This is a genomic window from Bradyrhizobium sp. KBS0727, assembly GCF_005937885.2.
Classification (GTDB): Bacteria; Pseudomonadota; Alphaproteobacteria; order Rhizobiales; family Xanthobacteraceae; genus Bradyrhizobium.
In genome coordinates this window covers 4,542,382-4,561,107 of sequence record NZ_CP042176.1, presented here as the reverse complement: position 1 = coordinate 4,561,107, position 18,726 = coordinate 4,542,382, and the positions used below count along the sequence as shown (strand labels likewise).

The window sequence follows — 18,726 nt, the reverse complement described above, 5'->3', positions numbered from 1 at the left end:
TGTTAGTTCGCCCAAATATCGGACTTCATGCATAATGAATCATCGGGCTTTGACCAGTTTCACGTCAGGAGAGATCGAATGTTCCACATCACGCGTTGGAAGCGTCCAACGATAGCGTCCGCATTGTCGGCTCTCGCGCTTTCGGTGGCGCTGACGTCGCCGCTGGTGACGTCGCAAGCGATCGCCGCCGGCAAGACCATCACCGCGGTGATGCACGCCGATCTGCGTACGCCGGGCATGCAGACCACCGCCTATATCGTGCGCGATTTCGGTTACATGATCTACGACACGCTGCTGGCGCAGGATTCCAGCTTCAAGATCCAGCCGCAGATGGCGGAGTATAAGATCTCCGACGACAAGCTGACCTACACCTTCACGCTGCGCGATGGGTTGAAGTGGCATGACGGCACGCCGGTGACGGCGGAGGATTGCGTGGCGTCGCTGAAGCGCTGGGGCAAGGCCGACGGCATGGGCCAGAAGCTGATGGACTTCACCGCGAGCCTCGATGCCACCGACGCCAAGACCATCACGCTGAAGCTGAAGGAGCCCTACAGCCTGGTGCTGGAATCGCTCGGCAAGCCGTCATCGATCGTGCCGTTCATGATGCCGAAGCGCCTGGCGGAAACACCGGCCGGGACACCGATCCCGGAACTGATCGGATCCGGCCCCTTCAAGTTCGTGCAGGCCGAATTCCAGCCCGGCGTCAAAGCGGTGTTTGTGAAGAACACCGACTACGTGCCGCGCAAGGAGCCGCCGAGCTGGACCTCGGGCGGCAAGGTGGTGAAGGTCGACCGCGTCGAATGGATCACGATGGCGGACGCGCAGACCGCGGTGAACGCGCTGCAGTCCGGTGATATCGATTTCATGGAAATCCCGTCGTTCGACATTCTTCCGGTGCTGGCAGCCAACAAGGAGATCAAGATCGACACGCTCGACAAGGTCGGTTTCCAGACCGTCGGGCGCATGAACTTTCTTTTCCCGCCCTTCGACAACGTCAAGGTACGCCGCGCTGCCCTGCTGGCGATGAACCAGAAGGACGTGCTGGATGCGCTGATCGGCAACCCGGAATACTACAAGATCTGCGGCGCGGTCTTCGTCTGCGGCACGCCGCTTGCTACCGACGTCGGTTCGGAATCCGTCGTCAAGGGCAACGGCATGGCGGAAGCCAAGAAGCTGCTGGCCGAGTCCGGCTATGACGGCACGCCCGTCGTGATCATGGCGCCCGGCGACGTCGTCACGCTGAAGGCGCAGCCGATCGTCGCGGCCCAGTTGATGAAGGAAGCCGGCTTCAAGATCGATCTGCAGGCCACCGACTGGGGCACCGTCGTCTCCCGCCGCGCCAGCCAGAAGCCGATCAAGGAAGGCGGCTGGAACATGTTCTTCACCAACTGGAACGGCGCCGACCTGTCGAACCCGATCGTCAACTTCGCGATCGGCGGCAAGGGCAAGAACGGCGGCTGGTTCGGCTGGGCGGATGATCCGAAGATCGAATCGCTCAAGAACGATTTCGCGCGGGCCACCACGCTCGAGGACCAGAAGAAGATCGCCGCCGAGATCCAGAAGGAAGCCTACGATCAGGTGATCTACATTCCGCTCGGCCAGTACACCCAGCCGAGCGCATGGCGGAAGTCGCTGACCGGCGTGCTCGACGGCCCGGCGACGCCGATCTTCTGGAATATCGACAAAAGCGAGTAGGGGCACTCGCTCTACTCGTTATTACGAGGAGCGTGAGCGACGAAAAAGATCTCGTCATTCCGGGATGGTCCGAAGGACCAGACCCGGAATCTCGAGATTCCGGGTTCGATGCTTCGCATCGCCCCGGAATGACAAGCCGCTTCGCTCGCAATGACGCCGGCTATCAGCAGCGGCTGTCGCGCGCAGATTCCGGACAAAGAGGCCCCCCTCACACCGGATGCGCCGCCAGATGTTCCAGCATCAGCTCGCTCACCCGTGCCGGCGCCTGGTCCGCTGCAAAGTGTCCGACGCCGGGCAGCACCTCGAAGCGATAGGGTGCCGCGATGAAATCGACGGTGCCCTCGGCGGCGACGCGGCCGACGGTGTCGTCGGCGTCGCCCCAGATGTACAAGGTCGGCACCCTGATCGGGCCGAGCGGACCGCGGATCGCGCCGCGGGCGCGATACCAGGCCAGCGCCGCTTCCATCGCCGCCTTGTTGCCGAGCACGGCCAGATGCTGTTCGATCGCGCTTGAAGGAACGCCGTTGGCTTTGAGGCGATCGCGCAGCCATTTGCAGTCGTCGGCGAGCACGACATCGGCGGCGTCGGCTTCGAGAAACGCCTTGTGGTGGCGCGAGCGATCCGCCTGATCGCCGTCGACCATTTGCAGCGCGCGGTTGAAGGCGTTCGGATGCGGCCGTGACAGAATGGTAAGCGAGGCCAGCCGCGCTGGATGGCGGTCGGCGAGGCCCCAGGCGATGCTGCCGCCCCAGTCGTGACCGGCGAGATGAAACTGCGCGTCGCCATAGCCCGACGCCGCCGCGATCGCCATCGCGTCGTCCATCAGGCGGTCGATCAGGTAATGCGAGAATTCGCTGGCATCCGGCCGGGCGCCGGGCGAATAGCCGCGCTGGCTCGGGGCGATGGCACGATAGCCCATCTCGCCGAGGGCTGTGACCTGCGCGCGCCAGCAGTTCATCGATTCCGCAAAGCCGTGCAGCAGCAGCACCAGCGGCGCACCGGGCGCGCCGGCGACAAGCGCGTCGAAGGTCAGGTGCGGCGCGATCGTGATCTGCTCGAGAACCGGCATGTGGCCATCCTGGGCTGGGCTATCCCGGATAGGCTGGCCTATCCTGGATAGGCCGGCCTATCCGGGATAGCAATCCCGGCCGGTCGATGGCGAAGCGGATTTCACGCGACCGATTGCGGAATTGTGCAACGTCCGCAAAGTGCTGTATTGGGAAGCCGCGATACCGTCGAACGTCCGGAGGGAAACAAGCGTTGCACTATCTGAGATCGATCCTGTTCGCCGCGGCGGTGGTGATCCTGACGGTTGTCGTGTCGCTGACGGTGCCGCTCCTGTGGCTGTTCAACGCCGGTAGTCCGACCGTGCGCGCGGTGTCGCAGGTCTGGGTCAAGGGGATCATGCTGCTGTTCCGGATCGTGCTCGGGCTCGACTACAGGGAATACGGCCGCAACCACGTTCCCGACGGCGCCTGCATCATCGCCTGCAATCATCAGTCGCTGTGGGAAACGGCGGCGCTGAGCGCGAATTTCCCCGACGCCAGTATCGTCGCCAAGAAGGAACTGAGCAGGCTCCCGATCGTCGGCTGGTTTCTGCAGCGCTATCCGATGATCCTGGTCGATCGCGCGGCCGGCCGGCATGCGCTCAAGCAGATGGTCGAGGAGGCGAAACGCGCGGTCGCGGAAGGGCGCAAGGTGCTGCTGTTTCCGCAAGGCACACGGCAGGCGGTCGGCGAGCCCATGGTGTTCCAGGCTGCCGGCATCTCCGCCCTCTACACGACGCTCGATGTGCCGGTGGTGCCGGCGGCGTGCAATTCCGGTTTGTTCTGGGGCAAGAAAACGCTGATGATCCACAGCGGCACCGTCATGCTCTCCTATCTCCCGCCGATTGCGCCGGGCCTGCCGCGCAAGGAGTTTCAGGCGATGCTGGAGCAAGTGATTTCGGAGGAAAGCGAGAGATTGGTCGCGGAAGGCAAGGCGAAGGCGTCGCGGTAGGGGGCGTGGACGTTCCAAAAGATGCGCGCAGTCAGCTAGCCGGGCGCAGTGGCAATGAGCAGGAGATACGAACGGTGTCAGGCCGAGCAGGCCTTGAGAGACGCGATTGAATGGTTGACGTCTTTGACATCAGTTTTTCGCGGAGGCCAAATGGCAAAAGCGGTTCGATCTAGAAAAGGTGATTGGGGCATCTGTGAACTCACGAAGAAGCCGGGCAAGTTTGTGCAAGCTCATCTCATTCCAAAAGCGCTTACGAGACCAGAGTTTGCCGGCACTTCTTTCGTTGAGACTTCGGCCCGCGGGCAACGACCAAAACGCGCGTGGAGCAGTTGGTACGACAACGGGCTCGTCACGTCCGAGGGAGAGGCCATCCTCGCTGAATTCGATAACTGGGCGATACCGCAGCTAAGACGACAAAAGTTGGTGTGGAGCGGGTGGGGACCGTTTCGCGTGCTACCTCCCGATGTGGATCACAGTGTGATTGGTGATACCGGTTGGGGTCTTCGGAAGCTGAAGGATATCGACTTCAAGAAGCTGCGATTGTTTTTCCTAAGCTTATTATGGCGAGCTGCAGCCACAACGCATGCTGGATTTGTTGGGATGAACCTTTCACCAGAAGAACTGGATGAGCTTGGATCGCGGCTCGTCAATAGAGACCCGGGACCCCCCACTTATTTCTCAATTCACCTTAATCAGCTTTCAACGATGGGTGACAGCCATAATCTAACTCCGATTGCTCAAACAAAGCGCATTCCCTCGGTCGATGATATAAATGAGCATTCAGTACCGTTTTTCCGATTTTATTTCGATGGGTTGATCGCCCACGTGCATCCCAACGATGATGCATCCGATGATCCAAGTGGTCTTGGCCCGCTTGTTCTCGGACAAGAGGAGTTCACTGCTGTCGCGACGATAAAATACGAGACGTCATTTCAGCGAGAAAATTTATTGAATTTGATGGGAGAAGCCTGGCGGGGTTGGCCCGAATTGATGTTAAAATTGTAGATTGAACGGAGAAAAACTCTTTCTATGATCGCCAACCTGGCAGCGGTGGCGAATTATGCGGGCGGTGAGGCTCGAACCGACACAACGTCGCCATCGAGGGATTTGAGTTCCTTGGGTGAATCGCCTTGAAGTGCCTGAAATCCAGATCACCGCTCGGGACTTCTTCGTCGGCTCGAGCGTCGCTGACTTCCGCCTCGAAATCCGCAAGCTCGTTGGCATCTTGAAGATCGAGTTTGTTCTTGAGGACAGTTGTACCGGGATAGCAGTAATCGTCGGCAGCGGCGTCGTACATTGGGGCTACGCCTTGCGATAGGCCTTTATGATAGCCTTGCGACGTTCCTCAGGAGTAACGGCCTTGCTCTTGGAGGTCTCGGCGCCACCTTTCATATTTGGAGAATAATGAATTCCCTCCACCGCGCTTATTTTCCTGAACCGCGCACTGCCGATCACAAAGCCCGATGCTTTGACGTTTTTTGGTGGTGATTTTTTAGGAGCCATAGCCTGACAATAGCACAGATTGGACTGCCTCGTACGACGTACCGGCACCAATCCTAAGACATCAGTAGCAAGGTAAATGGTGCGGGCGGCCGGACTCGAACCGGCACAGTCCTTACGAACCGAGGGATTTTCTTACCAGCTACGGCTTTCGCCGCCTCGCTTGGTGCAGTGCTGCACGTGGGCGCGTTTGTGGTCTGGACTATACCTTCACCGTTGGTGCGTTCGCGCCTTTAGGTGCTGCCCGTCTAGTCTCTACACCTTCGCACCGACCTTTCGGTCTGAGCGCTTGGCTCGGGATTGCCATGTGAAAGGTTTCCCCGAATTTGAGCAGTTCTGCATCCCGGGTTTCCCCAGGAGCACTCAAACCTTCAAGTCCCTTGCGTCTACCATTTCGCCACGCCCGCTTTGACTACCAAATCAGGTACTTAGCGCGTTTACCGGCGAAGTGGAATTAGGATAATCTGCCCCAAACGCGCCCTTAAAGCTTTAGGCGAGGGCGGCTGCCAAAGCAAAGCCTCAATGCCGACATCCGGGGCTGCTTTAGGCAATCTCAACATTATCCACTTAACGAAGGTCCGATGCCCGCAACCTTGTCCGATCGCCAGCCGATTTCGCGCACAGCCTTGGCGCTGGCGCTGCTTGTGCTCGGGGCGGCGCTGTCCGGCTGCGCCGAGATGAACGACAGCATGACGTTGGCGTTCGCCGATCCCGCCAAATACGATCTCTACGAGTGCAAGCAGCTCGAGCCGGAGCGCAAGAACCTGGCGAACCGCCAAGCGGAATTGCAGGGCCTGATGGCGAAGGCGGAAACCGGCGTTGCCGGGCCTGTGGTGGCTGAGCTGGCCTATCGCAACGAATACATCGCGGTGCGCGGCCAGTCGAAACTGGCCGAGGAAGCCTGGCGAAAGAACCGATGCCAGGACGCGAAGCCGGAAGTGAAGGTCGAGCCGCCGGTGGTGGCGCCGGCGCCGGTGATCCGCGGCGGCCGTTCGTCGAAGTCCGGCAGCGCGGTTCACTAAAGCGCTTTCAAGCGAAGTGGACGCCGGCTCGCGTCAAGAAAACGCGTCAAATCAAAAATCTAGAGCTCCGTTCCGATTCTAACGGAACGGAAACGGCTCTAGGGGCGTGCGGACAGACACAACTTCCGCGCTTACCCGACGGGCAAATCACACCAGATGTTGGTCCAGCCCTTGGCACAAAAATATTCCGCTGGCGCCGTCGGGCAAATCAGTCGTTCAACTCCCGCCATCCTGTCCCACCAAGGGGCGTCGGCCATCGTCGCAAACGAGGGGCAGGGAGCGGTGGACGCGAAGGCTGCGACTGACGAGCGCGGCAAGAGCGTACGGCGAAATCGTTTGGGTCCGACGCCCCGGTGCTGGCGTCAAGTTGGCGGAAGCGAAAGCCGACGTCGATGATGGTGGCAAGAAAGCCGGTCACCAGGACGAAATCGTATAAGCCGTAAAGCCATTGCGCAGGGAAGGCCGGGTGTTCTCCGCTGAACCTGTATGCTCGTGTGCAGCATTTTTACTACGCATCGCACATGAGACCGCGGGTGCAGCGCGCATCCGGTCTTCCCTGCGCCCTCTGATTTCAGAGGAGCAAGGTTTTCTTGCAAAACTCCGGGCAGATCATGCCGCGAGAACGTGAAGTCATGTTCAGCTTCGTAGCCCGGATGAGCGCAGCGCATCCGGGACCACTCTTACACCGCCCCGGAATTCGCGGAGCCTGTCATCGGGCGCGCATTCGCGCGACCCGTTGGCTCATCCGGGCTACATGGACAATATGCGCCTCTCACACCCGCCAGTCGTAGATCCAGTCCTGGCGCGCCAGCATGCGTTGCGGGCCCATGGTCTTGATGGCGATGTCGCGGGCCAGCGCCAGCGGTCCGGCGAGATGATAGATGCGCCCCTGTTGCCGCGCGGCGCGAGCGACCCGCAGCACGCGGGCGCGCCGCGACTTGCCGTAGCGCTTCAGGGCAGCGGGGATGCCGGCGATGTTGTCGCCGGTGCTGTCGCCGAGAACCTTGGCCAGCACCGCGGCATCCTCGATCGCCATGCCGGCGCCTTGGGCGGCAAACGGCAGCATCGCGTGCGCGGCGTCGCCGAGCAGCGCGATCGCGCCCGCGCTCCATTCGCCGAAATCCGGCACCGTGAACAGCGCCCATCGCCGCCATTCGTCGACCGCATTGACCAGCATCCGCGCGGTCGGAGGCCAGCGCGACGCGAACGCCGACTTGATTTCGTTGACCTCGCCGGGTGCGCTCCAGCCCGGCCGGTTCCAGGTGCCCGGCACCACCGCGACGACATTGATCTGACGCCCGCCGGAGATCGGGTAGGCGACGAGATGCGCATTCGATCCCATCCAGAGCTGCACCCGCGCCGAGGTATATTCGCGCGGCAGCGCCGTCGCATCGAGCGTGCCGCGCCAGGCGATCAGCCCGGCGAATTGCGGCTGCACGTCCGGGAACAGATGGTGCCGCACCGCCGACCAGATGCCGTCGGCCCCGATCAGCGCCACCGCCAGTTCCTGCTGCCGGGCATTGCCGCGGCGCTGCACCACCGTCAGCCCCTTGGCATGCGAGGTCACGTCGTCGAACTGGCAGCCGAGCCGCAAATCGATGTCGGGGTGGTCGTTGACCGCGGCCTGGAGTGCGGCCTGCAAATCGGCGCGGTGGATCACCCAATAAGGCGCGCCGGCGCGAAACGAGGCGGCTTCGCCGAGCGGCAGGCGGGCGATTTCGCCGCCGGCCCGCGCGCTCATGACGTTGATGGAACCTGGGATCACGGCGCGGCCTGCGAGCCGCGGCTGCAGGCCGAGGTCGACCAGGATGCGGCTGGCGTTGGGCGAAACCTGCAGGCCGGCGCCGGCTTCTTCCAGCCGCTCGGCCTTCTCCATCACGACAACGCGAAAGCCCTTGGCGGCGAGCGCCAGCGCCGCGGTCAGTCCCCCGATCCCGGCACCCGCGACGACGATGGTGCGGGTCGCTGCCACTCGCAAAGCCCCTTGGAAATCAGGCGACCTTGTCCTTCAGGACGCACTCGGGAGGACGCGCCTCGCCCGCGCCGAGGTCGGTGGCAAAGCGGTACAGCGTCGAGCAATACGGGCAGATGATCTCATTGTCGTTGCCGAGATCGAGAAACACATGCGGATGGTCGAACGGCGGGTTGGCGCCGACGCACATGAATTCCTGCGAGCCGATCTCGATCACCGAGACGCCGGCGTCGTTGTGAAAGTGCGGGACGACATGATCGGACATCAGCTTCACCTTGAATAGCAACCACGGACGGACACAATCGACACGACGCGGCGGCACGAAACGCCGCGCACCATAATGGCGGGTGCAGATGATTCCTAGAGCCAGAGTTCTTGAAGACGGATTTCTTGGAGCCCCGATTCCAGAAGGTCTCGACGGCTCATTTTCTCATGCAAATTCGACACAATCTTGTCGTCCCAGAGAAGCCCTTCTTTCGTCGGGGCCGTTGTGTCGTAAAAGCGGCATACCATTTTGAGGGAAGCGAAAACATTGGGCTTTTCGGGATGAGACGGTCGCGGATCGGTCTGGCTCTGGCAGGTATGGCGGTGTGCATGGCGGCGCTTGCACAGCTAATGCCGCATGCCCGCGACGCCTTTGCGATTCTCGCCGCGCAGGACGACCCGGCTGCGCTGGCCGATCTCCAGGTCAATTCTGCTATGCGGAATAACCCCGTGCTGGTCGCCGACAACATCGAGGCGGCGCTGACGCAAGGCGACGCCGATCTGGCGGCAAGCTTCGTCGAACTGGCGGGCGCGCGGAACATCGCCGTCAGCGACGAGCTGTCGAAGCGCGTCAGCGATGCCGTCACGGAAACCAATTCCGGATCGCATTTCGCCAAACGCTTCGCCACCGGGCTGGTAACCGGAAATGCCGACGATATCGCCAGCCTGTCGGGCACAGTGGCCGGCGATCTCTTCGTGTTCGGCGATATCAGGGACATCGTCCGCGAAGGCAAGCATCTGGCGATGGGCGAGGAGACCGACCGGCTGGTGCTCGGCCTTGCAGCCGCGGGCCTCGCGGTGACCGCCGCAACCTATGTCTCGGTCGGAGGTGCCGCGCCGGTACGCGCCGGGCTCACCATGGTCAAGGACGCCCGCAAGGTCGGGCGGCTCGGCGAGGGGCTGACGGAATGGGCCGGCCGCTCGGCGCGCGAAGTCGTCGATACGCCTGTCCTGCAGCAGGCGGTGGCCACGGGTTCCGTGCTGCGGCCAGGCGAGACCGTCAGCGCGATAAGAGCAGCGTTCCGCGCCGAGAAGGCCGGCGCGCTGGTGCGGCTCGCCAAAGACGTCGGCCGCGTCGGCGAAAAGGCCGGCAGCCGCGGCGCGCTCGATACGCTGCGCATCGCCGAAGGCCCGAAGGATGTCGCCCGCGCCGCGCGGCTGGCGGAATCCAAGGGCGGGCAAACTCGCGCGCTCCTGAAAATTCTCGGCCGCGGTGCGCTGCTGCTGGCCGCCGGCGCGTTCGATCTGTCGACGTGGGTATTCGGCGCGCTGCTGGCGCTGTTCGGCTTCCTGTCGTCGATCAAGGCGACCACCGAGCGCGCGACCGAGTCGTGGTTGCGACGAAAAAAAGCGCGCCGCCTCAGCAAGCAACGCGCGGCCGCGCGCTTGCCGCAAGGCCCGGCTCTGGCGGGTGCGCCGGCGCACGGCTAGACTTGTGGTTATCCAGAAATCGCCAATTCTGATCCCCAAAAACGGAATGAATGATGCCGAGCTTTCACAACGGCGCTGTTGAAATTGCCTATCTCGACGAAGGCGAGGGCGATCCGATTATCCTCGTGCACGGCTTTGCCTCGAGCAAGAACGTGAACTGGGTCTATCCGACCTGGGTCTCCGACCTGAAGAAGGACGGCCGCCGCGTCATCGCGCTCGATAATCGCGGCCATGGCGATTCGACAAAACTCTACGACGCTGCGCAGTACGAGATATCAGTCATGGCGGATGACGTCATCGCGCTGATGGATCATCTTGCCATCGCGCGCGCCGATATCATGGGCTATTCGCTGGGCTCGCGGATGACGGCGGTGCTGGCGCGGAAGACGCCGCAGCGGCTGCGCTCGGCGATCCTCGGCGGCATCGGCATCGGGCTGATCGAGGGCGGTGGCCCCGGCGAGAACGTGGCGGCAGCACTGGAAGCGCCGTCGCTGGAGGACGTCACCGATCCGGTCGGGCGCACATTCCGCGCCTTCGCCGACCAGACCCGTTCCGACCGCCGCGCGCTCGCCGCCTGCCTGCGCGGCTCGCGGCGATTGATGACGCGCGAGGAAGCCGCCGGGATCACCGGCGTGCCGGTGTTGATCGCGGTCGGCACGGCGGACGAGATCGCGGGCTCGGCGCACGCGCTCGGCGACATCATCCCGGGCTCGCAAGTGCTCGACATTCCCCAGCGCGATCATATGCGCGCGGTCGGCGACAAGGTCTACAAATCGGGCGTCACGGACTTCCTGTCACGCCGGCAATGACGGTTCGTCCCTGCCGGCGAACTGCCGGAACGCGGCGACCAGCACCACCAGTGTCGCGAGCCACGCCATCCGCGCGCCATAGCGGTCGTGCGGGCCGGAGATCACGGCGCAAATGACGGCGTTGCCGAGCAGCGCGAGCGAGACCGTGCCGGCGAGCAGCGTGAGATCGTCGAACGGCCGCCGCCGCAGCCCGTGGCCGAACAGGATCGCCGCAAGCAGCATCGAAGCCAGTGCGGTGGGCACGTGGATATAGTTGATCGCGGTGAAGTCGAGATGCCCGCGCTGCTGGCGCGCCGCGCGCATTGCCTCCAGTTGACCTGGAAGAAAGTGCGCGAAAATGCCGTAGGTGTGGCCGAGCCAGACATTGTTGCCTTCACCGGTGGCGACATAGCCCAGTTGCTGTGCGGTGCCGGCAAGCGCGGCCCCGGCCTGCCAGACCGGGTATTCGGCGAGCGAATGCAGCACGATGAAGCCCATCTCGTCGTTCAGTCCCTGAAAGCGGCCGAGCGTGTTGAACATGCTGTTGCCCCACAGGAACTGGTCGGCGGTGGCCGGCAACCGGTCGCGATAGGGGCAGAGCTTCAGTTTCTGCTGCGGGCAATGGTCGTCGAGGTAGCGCGCGACGATGCCGTCCTGCATCATCCGTCCGAACGCCACGCCATAGCCGCCGGGCGTCCAGGCCAACTGTCCCGACAACGCGAAATTCGTCGACAGCAACAACGCAGCACCTGCGACGACGGTGAAGCTGCCCTGCGTCAGTCCGGCAACGGAAATCCGCCCGCGCAAGAATGGCCGCGCGATCCACCCCACGGCGCATAATCCAAGCAGCACCGCGAGCGTGGCGCTGTGGGTCGCGGCGGCAAAAGCCGTCAGGCCGAACAACAGGCATTTCTCCGGCGTCGAGGTCCGCTCGCCATGCACGGTCAGGATGAAGAGCGACAGCACCGACAGCCCTGCGAAAATATCGGTCAAGAGCATGCTGGCAAGCCAGGGCAATGCGGTGGTCAGGACCAGCGCCAGGCTTATCGCCAGAAGCCGCAATGGCTGGGCCATGCCGAGCACGCGCAGCGTCAGTTGCAGGATCCACAGCGTGGCCAGCGCCTGGATCGCGATGTTGATCCAGAAGCCGGAATCCTCGCCGAAATGCAGATAGAGGCCGAACGCTGTCGAACGGCTGGGCACCAGGTAGCCTTCGTACCACCGTGCCAGGTAGCCACCGGTGTCCCACTGCAGCAACGGATAACCGTTCCACAGGGCGGGGGCGAGCAACATCAGGGGGATGGCGGCGGCCGCAATCCAGACCGCCGGCGAATAGGCGATCCGCGCGCGTAAAATCTGCGTGTTGATGTCACGTCCCCCAGTTTCGGTCAGCATGCCGGGAATACCGGAGAGCTCGAAATTCACCAATAGTCGGACGCTGCCCGGCTTGATTTCCGGAAATTGCCAACCACCTTGAACTAACCCCGGGACCGATTCCGGGCGTTCGGCGGGGTTCACTCTGTCGAAGCCTCCCCGGGACAGAAGTCCGCCAGCCGTGCTATAATATTCCGATCAACAAGCGAATTTGCGCGATAAGCCCGCGAGAGACGCCGAGAGAAACCCAAATGGCAATGCATCAGGTCAATCCGCAGGGTTCGAAGCTGGCCGCGCTAGATCCGATCTGGGATCGGGTACGGGGCGAGGCGGAAGATATCGTTCGCCGCGAGCCGGAGCTTGCTTCGTTTATTTATTCGACCGTGCTGCATCACGAGCGTCTGGAAGACGCGGTGATCCATCGCCTGGCCGAGCGGCTCGATCATTCGTCGCTGTCGGGTGACCTGATCCGCGGGACCTATGACGAGGCGCTGCGTGACGAGCCCGATCTCGGCAACGCCTTCCGCGCGGATCTGGTCGCGGTGTTTGACCGCGATCCGGCGACATCGCGCTTCATCGATCCGTTGCTCTACTTCAAGGGTTTCCACGCCCTGCAGACCCATCGTCTGGCGCACTGGCTCTATCAAAAGGGCCGCAAGGATTTCGCCTATTATCTGCAGAGCCGCTCGTCGGCGGTGTTCCAGACCGACATCAATCCGGCCGCCAGAATCGGCCGCGGCATTTTCCTCGATCACGCCACCGGCTTCGTCTGCGGCGAGACCGCCGTGATCGAAGACGACGTTTCGATCCTGCACGGCGTCACGCTCGGCGGCACCGGCAAGGAGAACGAGGATCGTCACCCCAAGATTCGCCATGGCGTGATGATCGGGGCGGGCGCGAAGATTCTCGGCAATATCGAGATCGGCCATTGCGCGCGCATCGCCGCCGGTTCGGTGGTGGTCAAGCCCGTGCCGCACAACGTCACGGTGGCCGGCGTTCCCGCCAAGATCGTGGGCGAGGCCGGCTGCGCCGAGCCGTCACGCACGATGGATCAGATGATCAACGCCACCGGGCTTTGATTCATAAGGCTTTCTGGCCGCGATCTTTGTGAAGATACGGCTAGCGGTCTGCGTCGTCTCGTCCTAAAAACCTCCCGGAAAACCTCAGAATCCGATTGGAGACGACCCGTGGACGTTCAGGAAGTCAGGAAGCTCGACGCCTATCTCAAGCGTGTGTTCGGCAATCCGAAGATCCGCGTCGTGCCGCGGCCGAAAAAGGACGATTCCGCCGAGGTCTATATCGGTGAGGAGTTCATCGGCGTGCTGTTCGTCGATGACGAGGACGACGATCGCTCGTTCCAGTTCCAGATGGCGATTCTCGAGGAAGACCTGGCCGATCTCGGCTGAGGCGCGGGGTGCGCCGCTACCCCTTCTGACCGTGCATCTGCACGGTCAAACGCTCCATCGCGTTCGCCACGTCGCGCCATCGCGCAAGCCAGCTTCTCGGAAAGCGGAACGTCAGGTCGGCGCCGTCGACGCGGCGCTCGCTCAGGCACATGCCAGGCGTCATGCCATCGCGCGTGCAGCGGGCATTGAGGGCAGGCGCACCGGACGAGAACAGATCCTCATTGGCGTAGGGCGAGCCGTCGCGGAACGCGCGCATCGTCAACCCGTCGTCGATCGGCGTTGAGACCTGGTCGAGGTAGCGCGGATAGATGGTGCGGACGCGGGTATCGGGGGCCAGCGTGTCGTGGTGGGCGGCGATCGACACGAAGATCCGGTCGATCGGCTGCGGCGTGCCTTCCTCGATCATATCGGCGCTGACGTGCCTGGGCGCCTCGGGGGCCTCGAGCGACGGGAACACGAAGCTGAGATCGACGCGCTCCTGCGGACCGGAGTGGCGCTGGATTTTCCGGCGGACCGCCGACGTCGGCACGTTGAACAGGGTGGTGCCGACGCTGACCGGCAATCGCTCCGGACCGGTCGCGGGACCGGCGCCCCAGGTCGGCCATAGCAAATAAGCGACCAGTGCGATGGCGCCCACGCTGAGCGTTGCCGCAATCACGATCAGGACCATGTGGCCGCGCGGGTCCTTGCGCGTGTCGCGGGCAATGTGCTGGGCGGTCGAAAGCAGGGTCATGAACGGGGCAATGAATGGGGCAGGGGTTGGGCAAGGGTTGGGTTCGAATCACCTGGCGAATATGCCATGCGTCCGGACATTTCCGCATGATTTCGCCGGAGTCGTGGCGACCCGAGCCATGCGCCATCGATGTTGCACCGGCGGCTGTTAACCCTTCCTTAAGGATGAGGTGGCGGCGGCCCGCCGATTTTGCGAAAGCAAGCGCGGTCCTGTCGAGTAGCGGAAGTGTCCATGTCGCCCGATGCGTTGAATTCCCTGTTCTCTCTCTGCATCGGCTTTGCGCTCGCAGGCGCATTGGCCAGCGGCTATCAGGCGATGGCGGAGCGGCCGGCGGGTTTCGCATTGCTCGGCGAGGGCGTGGCGCCGAAGACCTTCGCCGCGGTTCCGTTCCTGGTGTTTGCCGCACCCTTCATCATCATGCGCAACACGCTGCGCGGCGCCAAGATCGAGCGCCGGCGCTTCGAGTTCGTGATGATGGCCACCGTGCTCGCGGGCTTCTGGAGCCTGATGTCCGGCACGTTCTTCCTGATGACGCTGCGCGTCGCAGGGCTGCTCGTCTGAGGCCAGGGATCTGGCTCGCTTGATCCCGCGACAGCGGCTATGCCAAGGTCTCCGTGAACGGAGACCTTTTTGTTATGGCGATCTACGAACTCGACGGCCAGGGCCCGGACCTTCCGGCAAGCGGCAACTATTTCATCGCGGACACCGCCGACGTCATCGGCAAGGTGCGGCTTCTCGAGCAGGCCAGCGTCTGGTTCGGCGCAGTGTTGCGCGGCGACAATGAGTGGATCGAGATCGGCGAAGGCTCCAATGTGCAGGACAATTCGACCTGCCATACCGACCGCGGCTTTCCGCTCACGATCGGCAAGAACTGCACCGTCGGCCACAACGTCATCCTGCACGGCTGTACTCTGGAAGACGGCGCGCTGGTCGGGATGGGCTCGATCGTGATGAACGGCGCCAGGATCGGCCGCGGCAGCATCGTCGGTGCAGGATCGGTCATCACCGAGGGCAAGGAATTTCCCGAACATTCGCTGATCATCGGTTCGCCCGCGCGCGTCATTCGCACGCTGACGCCCGAGCAGGTAACCGCGATGGGAAGTGCAGCGAAATTCTACGCCCTCAATGGCCCGCGGTTCAAAAAAGGCCTGAAGAAGGTCGGCTAGGTCGCGCCCGCGGCTTTCCCTGACCTGTTCGATGTGCCCTTCACCGCCGCTGCGGTGGTCGGGCTTGGGCTGCTCCCAACCGCAGGCCCCGAGATCGATCGGATCCCGTGCTTCCTGAGCACGCCCGCGAACGCTTCATTGGCCAATTCCTGAATCGTCGCGATCCGGTCGCGTCCCGGCCGAGAAAGCCGGGCGAAGGTGTTTTCGTCAAAGGCGATCTGTTTCCGCATCTATGCTCTCCGGGGCGGGGCCGGCCGAACCACCTATGCGCGGCGCAGCCGATCGTTCCAGGAACAAGCCGGGCGCGCTGCCGTTAAGCCGTAAAAGGGAGATTTCCGATGATACGGACATCCGCAATTGTCGCGATGGCGGTCAGCGCGATTCTGATTTTCCCTGCCATATCCCTGGCCCAGAGCGCCGGCAGCGGTGGCGCTGCAAGCCCGTCGGGCGTGGCGACCGCGCCCGGCACCAACGGCGCCGGCACCGCGCAATCGTCCGGAGCGAACACGGCGCCGGGGGTAACGACGGGGTCGTCAGGACCGCTCGGAACGGGGACGGCGGCAACGCCGCAGACGAGCACCGACGCTGCCATCGACGCGGAAAACAAGACGATCGATCGCAAGCTGAACAGCATCTGCCGCGGCTGCTAGCGGCGTAGGGCGGTCGCGCAGAAGTGAGCAGATTGTTCAGGCGATCGGCGGCAAGTCGCCATAGATTGATAGCGTGATCCGTACGGGTCTGACGCCGAAAGCGTCGATTGGTTGAACGCGAATGAGCACGGAGGATGGGACATGTTACGTAAAGCGATGATCGCGTTATTTGCGATGGCGTCAATTGCGGTGCTTGTGCCAGGAACGGCGTCAGCTCGCGGCGGATTTGGCGGCGGAGGGTTCCACGGCGGCGGCGGTGGCTTCCATGGCGGTGGTGGCTTCCATGGCGGTGGCTTTGGCGGCGGCGGCTTCCGAGCCGCGGGCGTCCCAATGGGTGGTGGCGGCTTCCGCGCCGCGGCCATTGGCGGTGGCGGATTCCGTTCAGCCGCGATTGGTGGTGGCGGATGGCGCGGTGGCGGTTGGAACGGCGGCGGTTGGCACGGTGGATTTCGGCATCGCGGATTTCCGTTCGTCGCCGCCGCGGTTGGGGCCGGTCTCGGCTACGGCCTCTACGATTACGGCTACGGTTACAACGACTATGATTACGGCTACTACGGCGCTTACCCAGCCGCCTACGACGACTCGTATTATTACGGTGACGATGGCGGCTGCTATGTCGTTCGGCAGCGCGTGATGACACCCTATGGCTGGCGCATCCGTCCGGTGCAGGTATGTAATTGAAGTCTCTGCTTTCCAACGGGTTTCGCCGAATTGAGTTCTCGGCGGAAGCCTTGGGTCAGCGGAAGTCTTGGATCAGCGGAAGCCTTGGAGACGAACGGGATGAAATCTGCGGCCCCGGTGTTTTCAACACCGAGGCCGTTGTCTGTTGCGTAGCTGGTACGCCGTTTGCATCGCATCAGGGGATGTTGAACATGCTCACGACCCCGGCTTTGACGTTTGTCTTCCTGGGCATCGTTGTCGGTTTGGGCACTGCGTTCGTGTGGGTGCTCTGGGAGTTCGAACAAACGTCGAGGCATGGCCTGTCGAAAGCGCATCGTCCCCGCGATCGCGTGAGATAGGCCGTATCAAACAGCCAGCGCGCAGCCTTGGCTGTGCGCCCGTTCGGCTGTCCGCTTGCGAGGATTTGGCCGGCTGCAGGCGAAGGGCATGCCCGGAAAGGACGATTGCAGGGCACAAAAAACAAGGCCGTCGACGCAGTATACCGTCAACGACCTTGCCAGCCCCGGACATTGAAATCGGCTCACGCCATCCGGTGAATTGCAGGATGACTCGGATTCTTATGGCCGAATGTGAACCAGTTCACACTCGGCATAGAAAAGTTCCGAAAGCCCGCGTTGCCCGGGATGGGCCGGAAATTCCACCGTCGGGGTTGACCGGGCCATGAACGTGCGGCTTTGGGCGGGCGACTGATGGATATCCTCGCCCGGGAGCCGCCGTCGCAGCCATGAAGACGCTGATTTTGCTGGTGGCCATGCTGGGTGCCGGGTTTGCCGGATGGGTCATCTGGCGGCGCCGCCGGCAGCACAAGCACGATCCGGTCGAGTATTTCAGCGGGTGGGATGGATACGGACTTCCGATCCGCCTGACCGGCCGGATTTCGAAGGACGAGGCGGATGCCATCGCCGCCCGGGGCAATGCCTACCTGATCGGCTATTTCGACGGCGACAACAGGTTGGTCCGCAACGTCAAGATGCTCCGGGGCGAGGTCTTCTTCGAGCACGTCTACGATTACTGTCCGAACGGCCGGCTCAGGCGCGTCAAGGCCATCAACCCAAAGGGCGTGGAGACCGTGCGGGAATATCGGCCATCCGAACGTGCGGGGTTTTTCTGGTAGCGCGCTGGGGGCCCCGGATCGCGTCCGGGGCGTTATGCCGTCAGCCTTGATGCCCTCCGTCAGCCTTGCGTCTTGCCGCGCTTGCGGTTCGCGCTCCTAGTCGCGTGAGGCCTGGCCTTGGCCGATCCGCCGGCCGACCGCTTGCGGGTCGCGGTGGCCGGCTCGCTGGCCTGCGCGCTGGCAAAGGACTGTCGCAGCCCGTCGATCGCTTCCGTCAGCGTTCCGACCTGTTCGGAGAGTTTTCGCGTGTCGGCCTGCTGTGCGGCAAGCAGCCGGCGCACGGTCAGCAACTGGTCCTGAACCACCTGGAGCTGGTCGATCGATTCCTGCTGGGTCGCTTCCAGGCCCTTGGTCTTCTCGACCAGTTGCTCGGATACCTGCGCGGTGCGCGCCTGCAATTGTCGGGTCGCGACAACGCGATCGGTTTCGGGCGCGGTGCCGCTATAGGCGCGCCAGAGCGTGATGGAGCCTATTCCCAACAGGACGATGGCGAGGGCCACAGCGCCGATCGCGATCGGCTGTCCGCCGATGCGTGTGAAGGGGCTGGCATTCCGGGAGGCGAGTTCGTGCATGAGACTCCAAAGCCGGACGTGATTTGCAATGCCCTCAATTACCACAGGCACGGGGGCGCTAAAACCTGGGATTTGCCGGTCTCGTGCGGGATTCCGGGTAAAAACCCCGTAGAATCAGGCTTTTCCGGGGCAGGCTGGCGCGCGCAACCCAACTGGCGGTAACCGCCGCCGTCAAACGACATCAGGGTGCGGGATAGATCAGGGTGCGGGACGGATCGCTAGCGCCAGTTCAGCGGCTGCCATGCCACGGTGCATTCGCTGTCACAGCTATTGCAGTGAACCGGCTGGTCGAAGGTGTTGGCCAGTTCCCATTGCTGCGATCTGTTGCTCCACTGCGCGATGGCATGACAGACGAGATCG

At 63.0% G+C, this 18,726-nt stretch carries 21 protein-coding genes; 14 read left to right on the top strand and 7 right to left on the bottom strand.

The genetic code is table 11. The features are described 5' to 3' along the window. Nucleotides 1-78 precede the first annotated feature (78 nt). On the top strand, nt 79-1,695 hold the full coding sequence (locus tag FFI89_RS21420) for an ABC transporter substrate-binding protein (RefSeq protein ID WP_138829624.1): 1,617 nt from the start codon (nt 79-81) through the stop codon (nt 1,693-1,695). A gap of 208 nt (nt 1,696-1,903) precedes the next feature. Here FFI89_RS21420 and FFI89_RS21410 read toward each other — a convergent pair whose 3' ends face one another. Continuing rightward, nucleotides 1,904-2,764 carry an alpha/beta fold hydrolase gene (locus tag FFI89_RS21410; RefSeq protein ID WP_138829622.1) on the bottom strand — a complete coding sequence of 287 codons (861 nt, stop codon included), beginning with the start codon at nt 2,762-2,764 and terminating at the stop codon, nt 1,904-1,906. Between the two features lie 191 nt (nt 2,765-2,955). Between FFI89_RS21410 and FFI89_RS21405 the strand changes: the two genes are divergently transcribed. The 4 genes from FFI89_RS21405 to FFI89_RS21390 all read left to right on the top strand — a co-directional run bounded on the left by FFI89_RS21405 (nt 2,956) and on the right by FFI89_RS21390 (nt 6,215). Further along, nucleotides 2,956-3,693, top strand: coding sequence for a 1-acyl-sn-glycerol-3-phosphate acyltransferase (locus tag FFI89_RS21405; protein WP_168212983.1), 738 nt, complete (start codon nt 2,956-2,958; stop codon nt 3,691-3,693). 150 nt (nt 3,694-3,843) lie between these two features. After that, nucleotides 3,844-4,698 carry a hypothetical protein gene (locus FFI89_RS21400; RefSeq protein ID WP_138829620.1) on the top strand — a complete coding sequence of 285 codons (855 nt, stop codon included), beginning with the start codon at nt 3,844-3,846 and terminating at the stop codon, nt 4,696-4,698. Between the two features lie 115 nt (nt 4,699-4,813). After that, entirely contained in the window at nt 4,814-5,011 is a 198-nt protein-coding gene (locus FFI89_RS21395) for a hypothetical protein (protein WP_138829619.1), read from the top strand. Between the two features lie 763 nt (nt 5,012-5,774). Next, complete coding sequence (locus FFI89_RS21390; protein ID WP_138829618.1) at nt 5,775-6,215, top strand: twin-arginine translocation pathway signal; 441 nt, start codon at nt 5,775-5,777, stop codon at nt 6,213-6,215. A gap of 772 nt (nt 6,216-6,987) precedes the next feature. Here the strand turns inward: FFI89_RS21390 and FFI89_RS21385 are convergent. After that, nucleotides 6,988-8,187: an FAD-dependent monooxygenase gene (locus tag FFI89_RS21385; RefSeq protein WP_138829617.1), complete on the bottom strand. Its 1,200-nt coding sequence runs from the start codon at nt 8,185-8,187 to the stop codon at nt 6,988-6,990. A gap of 19 nt (nt 8,188-8,206) precedes the next feature. After that, on the bottom strand, nt 8,207-8,452 hold the full coding sequence (locus FFI89_RS21380) for a zinc-finger domain-containing protein (RefSeq protein ID WP_138829616.1): 246 nt from the start codon (nt 8,450-8,452) through the stop codon (nt 8,207-8,209). Nucleotides 8,453-8,733: 281 nt separating this feature from the next. Between FFI89_RS21380 and FFI89_RS21375 the strand changes: the two genes are divergently transcribed. Together FFI89_RS21375 and FFI89_RS21370 are read left to right on the top strand one after the other, a co-directional pair. Further along, nucleotides 8,734-9,882 (top strand): hypothetical protein, encoded by a 1,149-nt coding sequence (locus FFI89_RS21375; protein WP_138829615.1) that lies wholly within the window; start codon nt 8,734-8,736, stop codon nt 9,880-9,882. A gap of 53 nt (nt 9,883-9,935) precedes the next feature. Beyond that, nucleotides 9,936-10,691 carry an alpha/beta fold hydrolase gene (locus FFI89_RS21370; protein ID WP_138829614.1) on the top strand — a complete coding sequence of 252 codons (756 nt, stop codon included), beginning with the start codon at nt 9,936-9,938 and terminating at the stop codon, nt 10,689-10,691. Here FFI89_RS21370 and FFI89_RS21365 read toward each other — a convergent pair. Next, complete coding sequence (locus tag FFI89_RS21365) at nt 10,677-12,065, bottom strand: hypothetical protein (RefSeq protein WP_246669520.1); 1,389 nt, start codon at nt 12,063-12,065, stop codon at nt 10,677-10,679. The two genes, FFI89_RS21370 and FFI89_RS21365, sit on opposite strands and share 15 nt — an antisense overlap. 230 nt (nt 12,066-12,295) lie before the next feature. On the opposite strand from FFI89_RS21365, the gene cysE reads away from it, so the two are divergent. Next, on the top strand, nt 12,296-13,123 hold the full coding sequence (cysE, locus tag FFI89_RS21360; RefSeq protein ID WP_138829613.1) for a serine O-acetyltransferase: 828 nt from the start codon (nt 12,296-12,298) through the stop codon (nt 13,121-13,123). 108 nt (nt 13,124-13,231) lie between these two features. Next, nucleotides 13,232-13,450 carry a DUF3126 family protein gene (locus FFI89_RS21355; protein ID WP_057843888.1) on the top strand — a complete coding sequence of 73 codons (219 nt, stop codon included), beginning with the start codon at nt 13,232-13,234 and terminating at the stop codon, nt 13,448-13,450. 16 nt (nt 13,451-13,466) lie between these two features. Here the strand turns inward: FFI89_RS21355 and FFI89_RS21350 are convergent, their stop codons facing one another. After that, nucleotides 13,467-14,183 carry a hypothetical protein gene (locus FFI89_RS21350; protein WP_138829612.1) on the bottom strand — a complete coding sequence of 239 codons (717 nt, stop codon included), beginning with the start codon at nt 14,181-14,183 and terminating at the stop codon, nt 13,467-13,469. Between the two features lie 231 nt (nt 14,184-14,414). Here FFI89_RS21350 and FFI89_RS21345 point away from each other — a divergent pair, with 231 nt between their 5' ends. Further along, on the top strand, nt 14,415-14,744 hold the full coding sequence (locus FFI89_RS21345) for a hypothetical protein (protein ID WP_138829611.1): 330 nt from the start codon (nt 14,415-14,417) through the stop codon (nt 14,742-14,744). A 74-nt stretch (nt 14,745-14,818) separates the two neighbouring features. After that, nucleotides 14,819-15,349: a gamma carbonic anhydrase family protein gene (locus FFI89_RS21340; protein WP_138829610.1), complete on the top strand. Its 531-nt coding sequence runs from the start codon at nt 14,819-14,821 to the stop codon at nt 15,347-15,349. On the opposite strand, the gene FFI89_RS21335 is transcribed toward FFI89_RS21340, so the two are convergent. Beyond that, on the bottom strand, nt 15,346-15,579 hold the full coding sequence (locus FFI89_RS21335; RefSeq protein WP_138829609.1) for a hypothetical protein: 234 nt from the start codon (nt 15,577-15,579) through the stop codon (nt 15,346-15,348). The genes FFI89_RS21340 and FFI89_RS21335 overlap by 4 nt on opposite strands. A gap of 108 nt (nt 15,580-15,687) precedes the next feature. On the opposite strand from FFI89_RS21335, the gene FFI89_RS21330 reads away from it, so the two are divergent. The 3 genes from FFI89_RS21330 (at nt 15,688) to FFI89_RS21315 (ending at nt 17,794) form a co-directional block, all read left to right on the top strand. After that, nucleotides 15,688-15,999 (top strand): hypothetical protein, encoded by a 312-nt coding sequence (locus tag FFI89_RS21330; protein WP_138829608.1) that lies wholly within the window; start codon nt 15,688-15,690, stop codon nt 15,997-15,999. Between the two features lie 141 nt (nt 16,000-16,140). After that, nucleotides 16,141-16,680 (top strand): hypothetical protein, encoded by a 540-nt coding sequence (locus FFI89_RS34960; protein WP_138829607.1) that lies wholly within the window; start codon nt 16,141-16,143, stop codon nt 16,678-16,680. Nucleotides 16,681-17,404: 724 nt separating this feature from the next. Further along, on the top strand, nt 17,405-17,794 hold the full coding sequence (locus tag FFI89_RS21315; RefSeq protein ID WP_138829605.1) for a DUF6156 family protein: 390 nt from the start codon (nt 17,405-17,407) through the stop codon (nt 17,792-17,794). A gap of 59 nt (nt 17,795-17,853) precedes the next feature. Here the strand turns inward: FFI89_RS21315 and FFI89_RS21310 are convergent, their stop codons facing one another. Next, nucleotides 17,854-18,366: a hypothetical protein gene (locus FFI89_RS21310; protein ID WP_138829604.1), complete on the bottom strand. Its 513-nt coding sequence runs from the start codon at nt 18,364-18,366 to the stop codon at nt 17,854-17,856. Between the last annotated feature and the right edge of the window lie 360 nt (nt 18,367-18,726).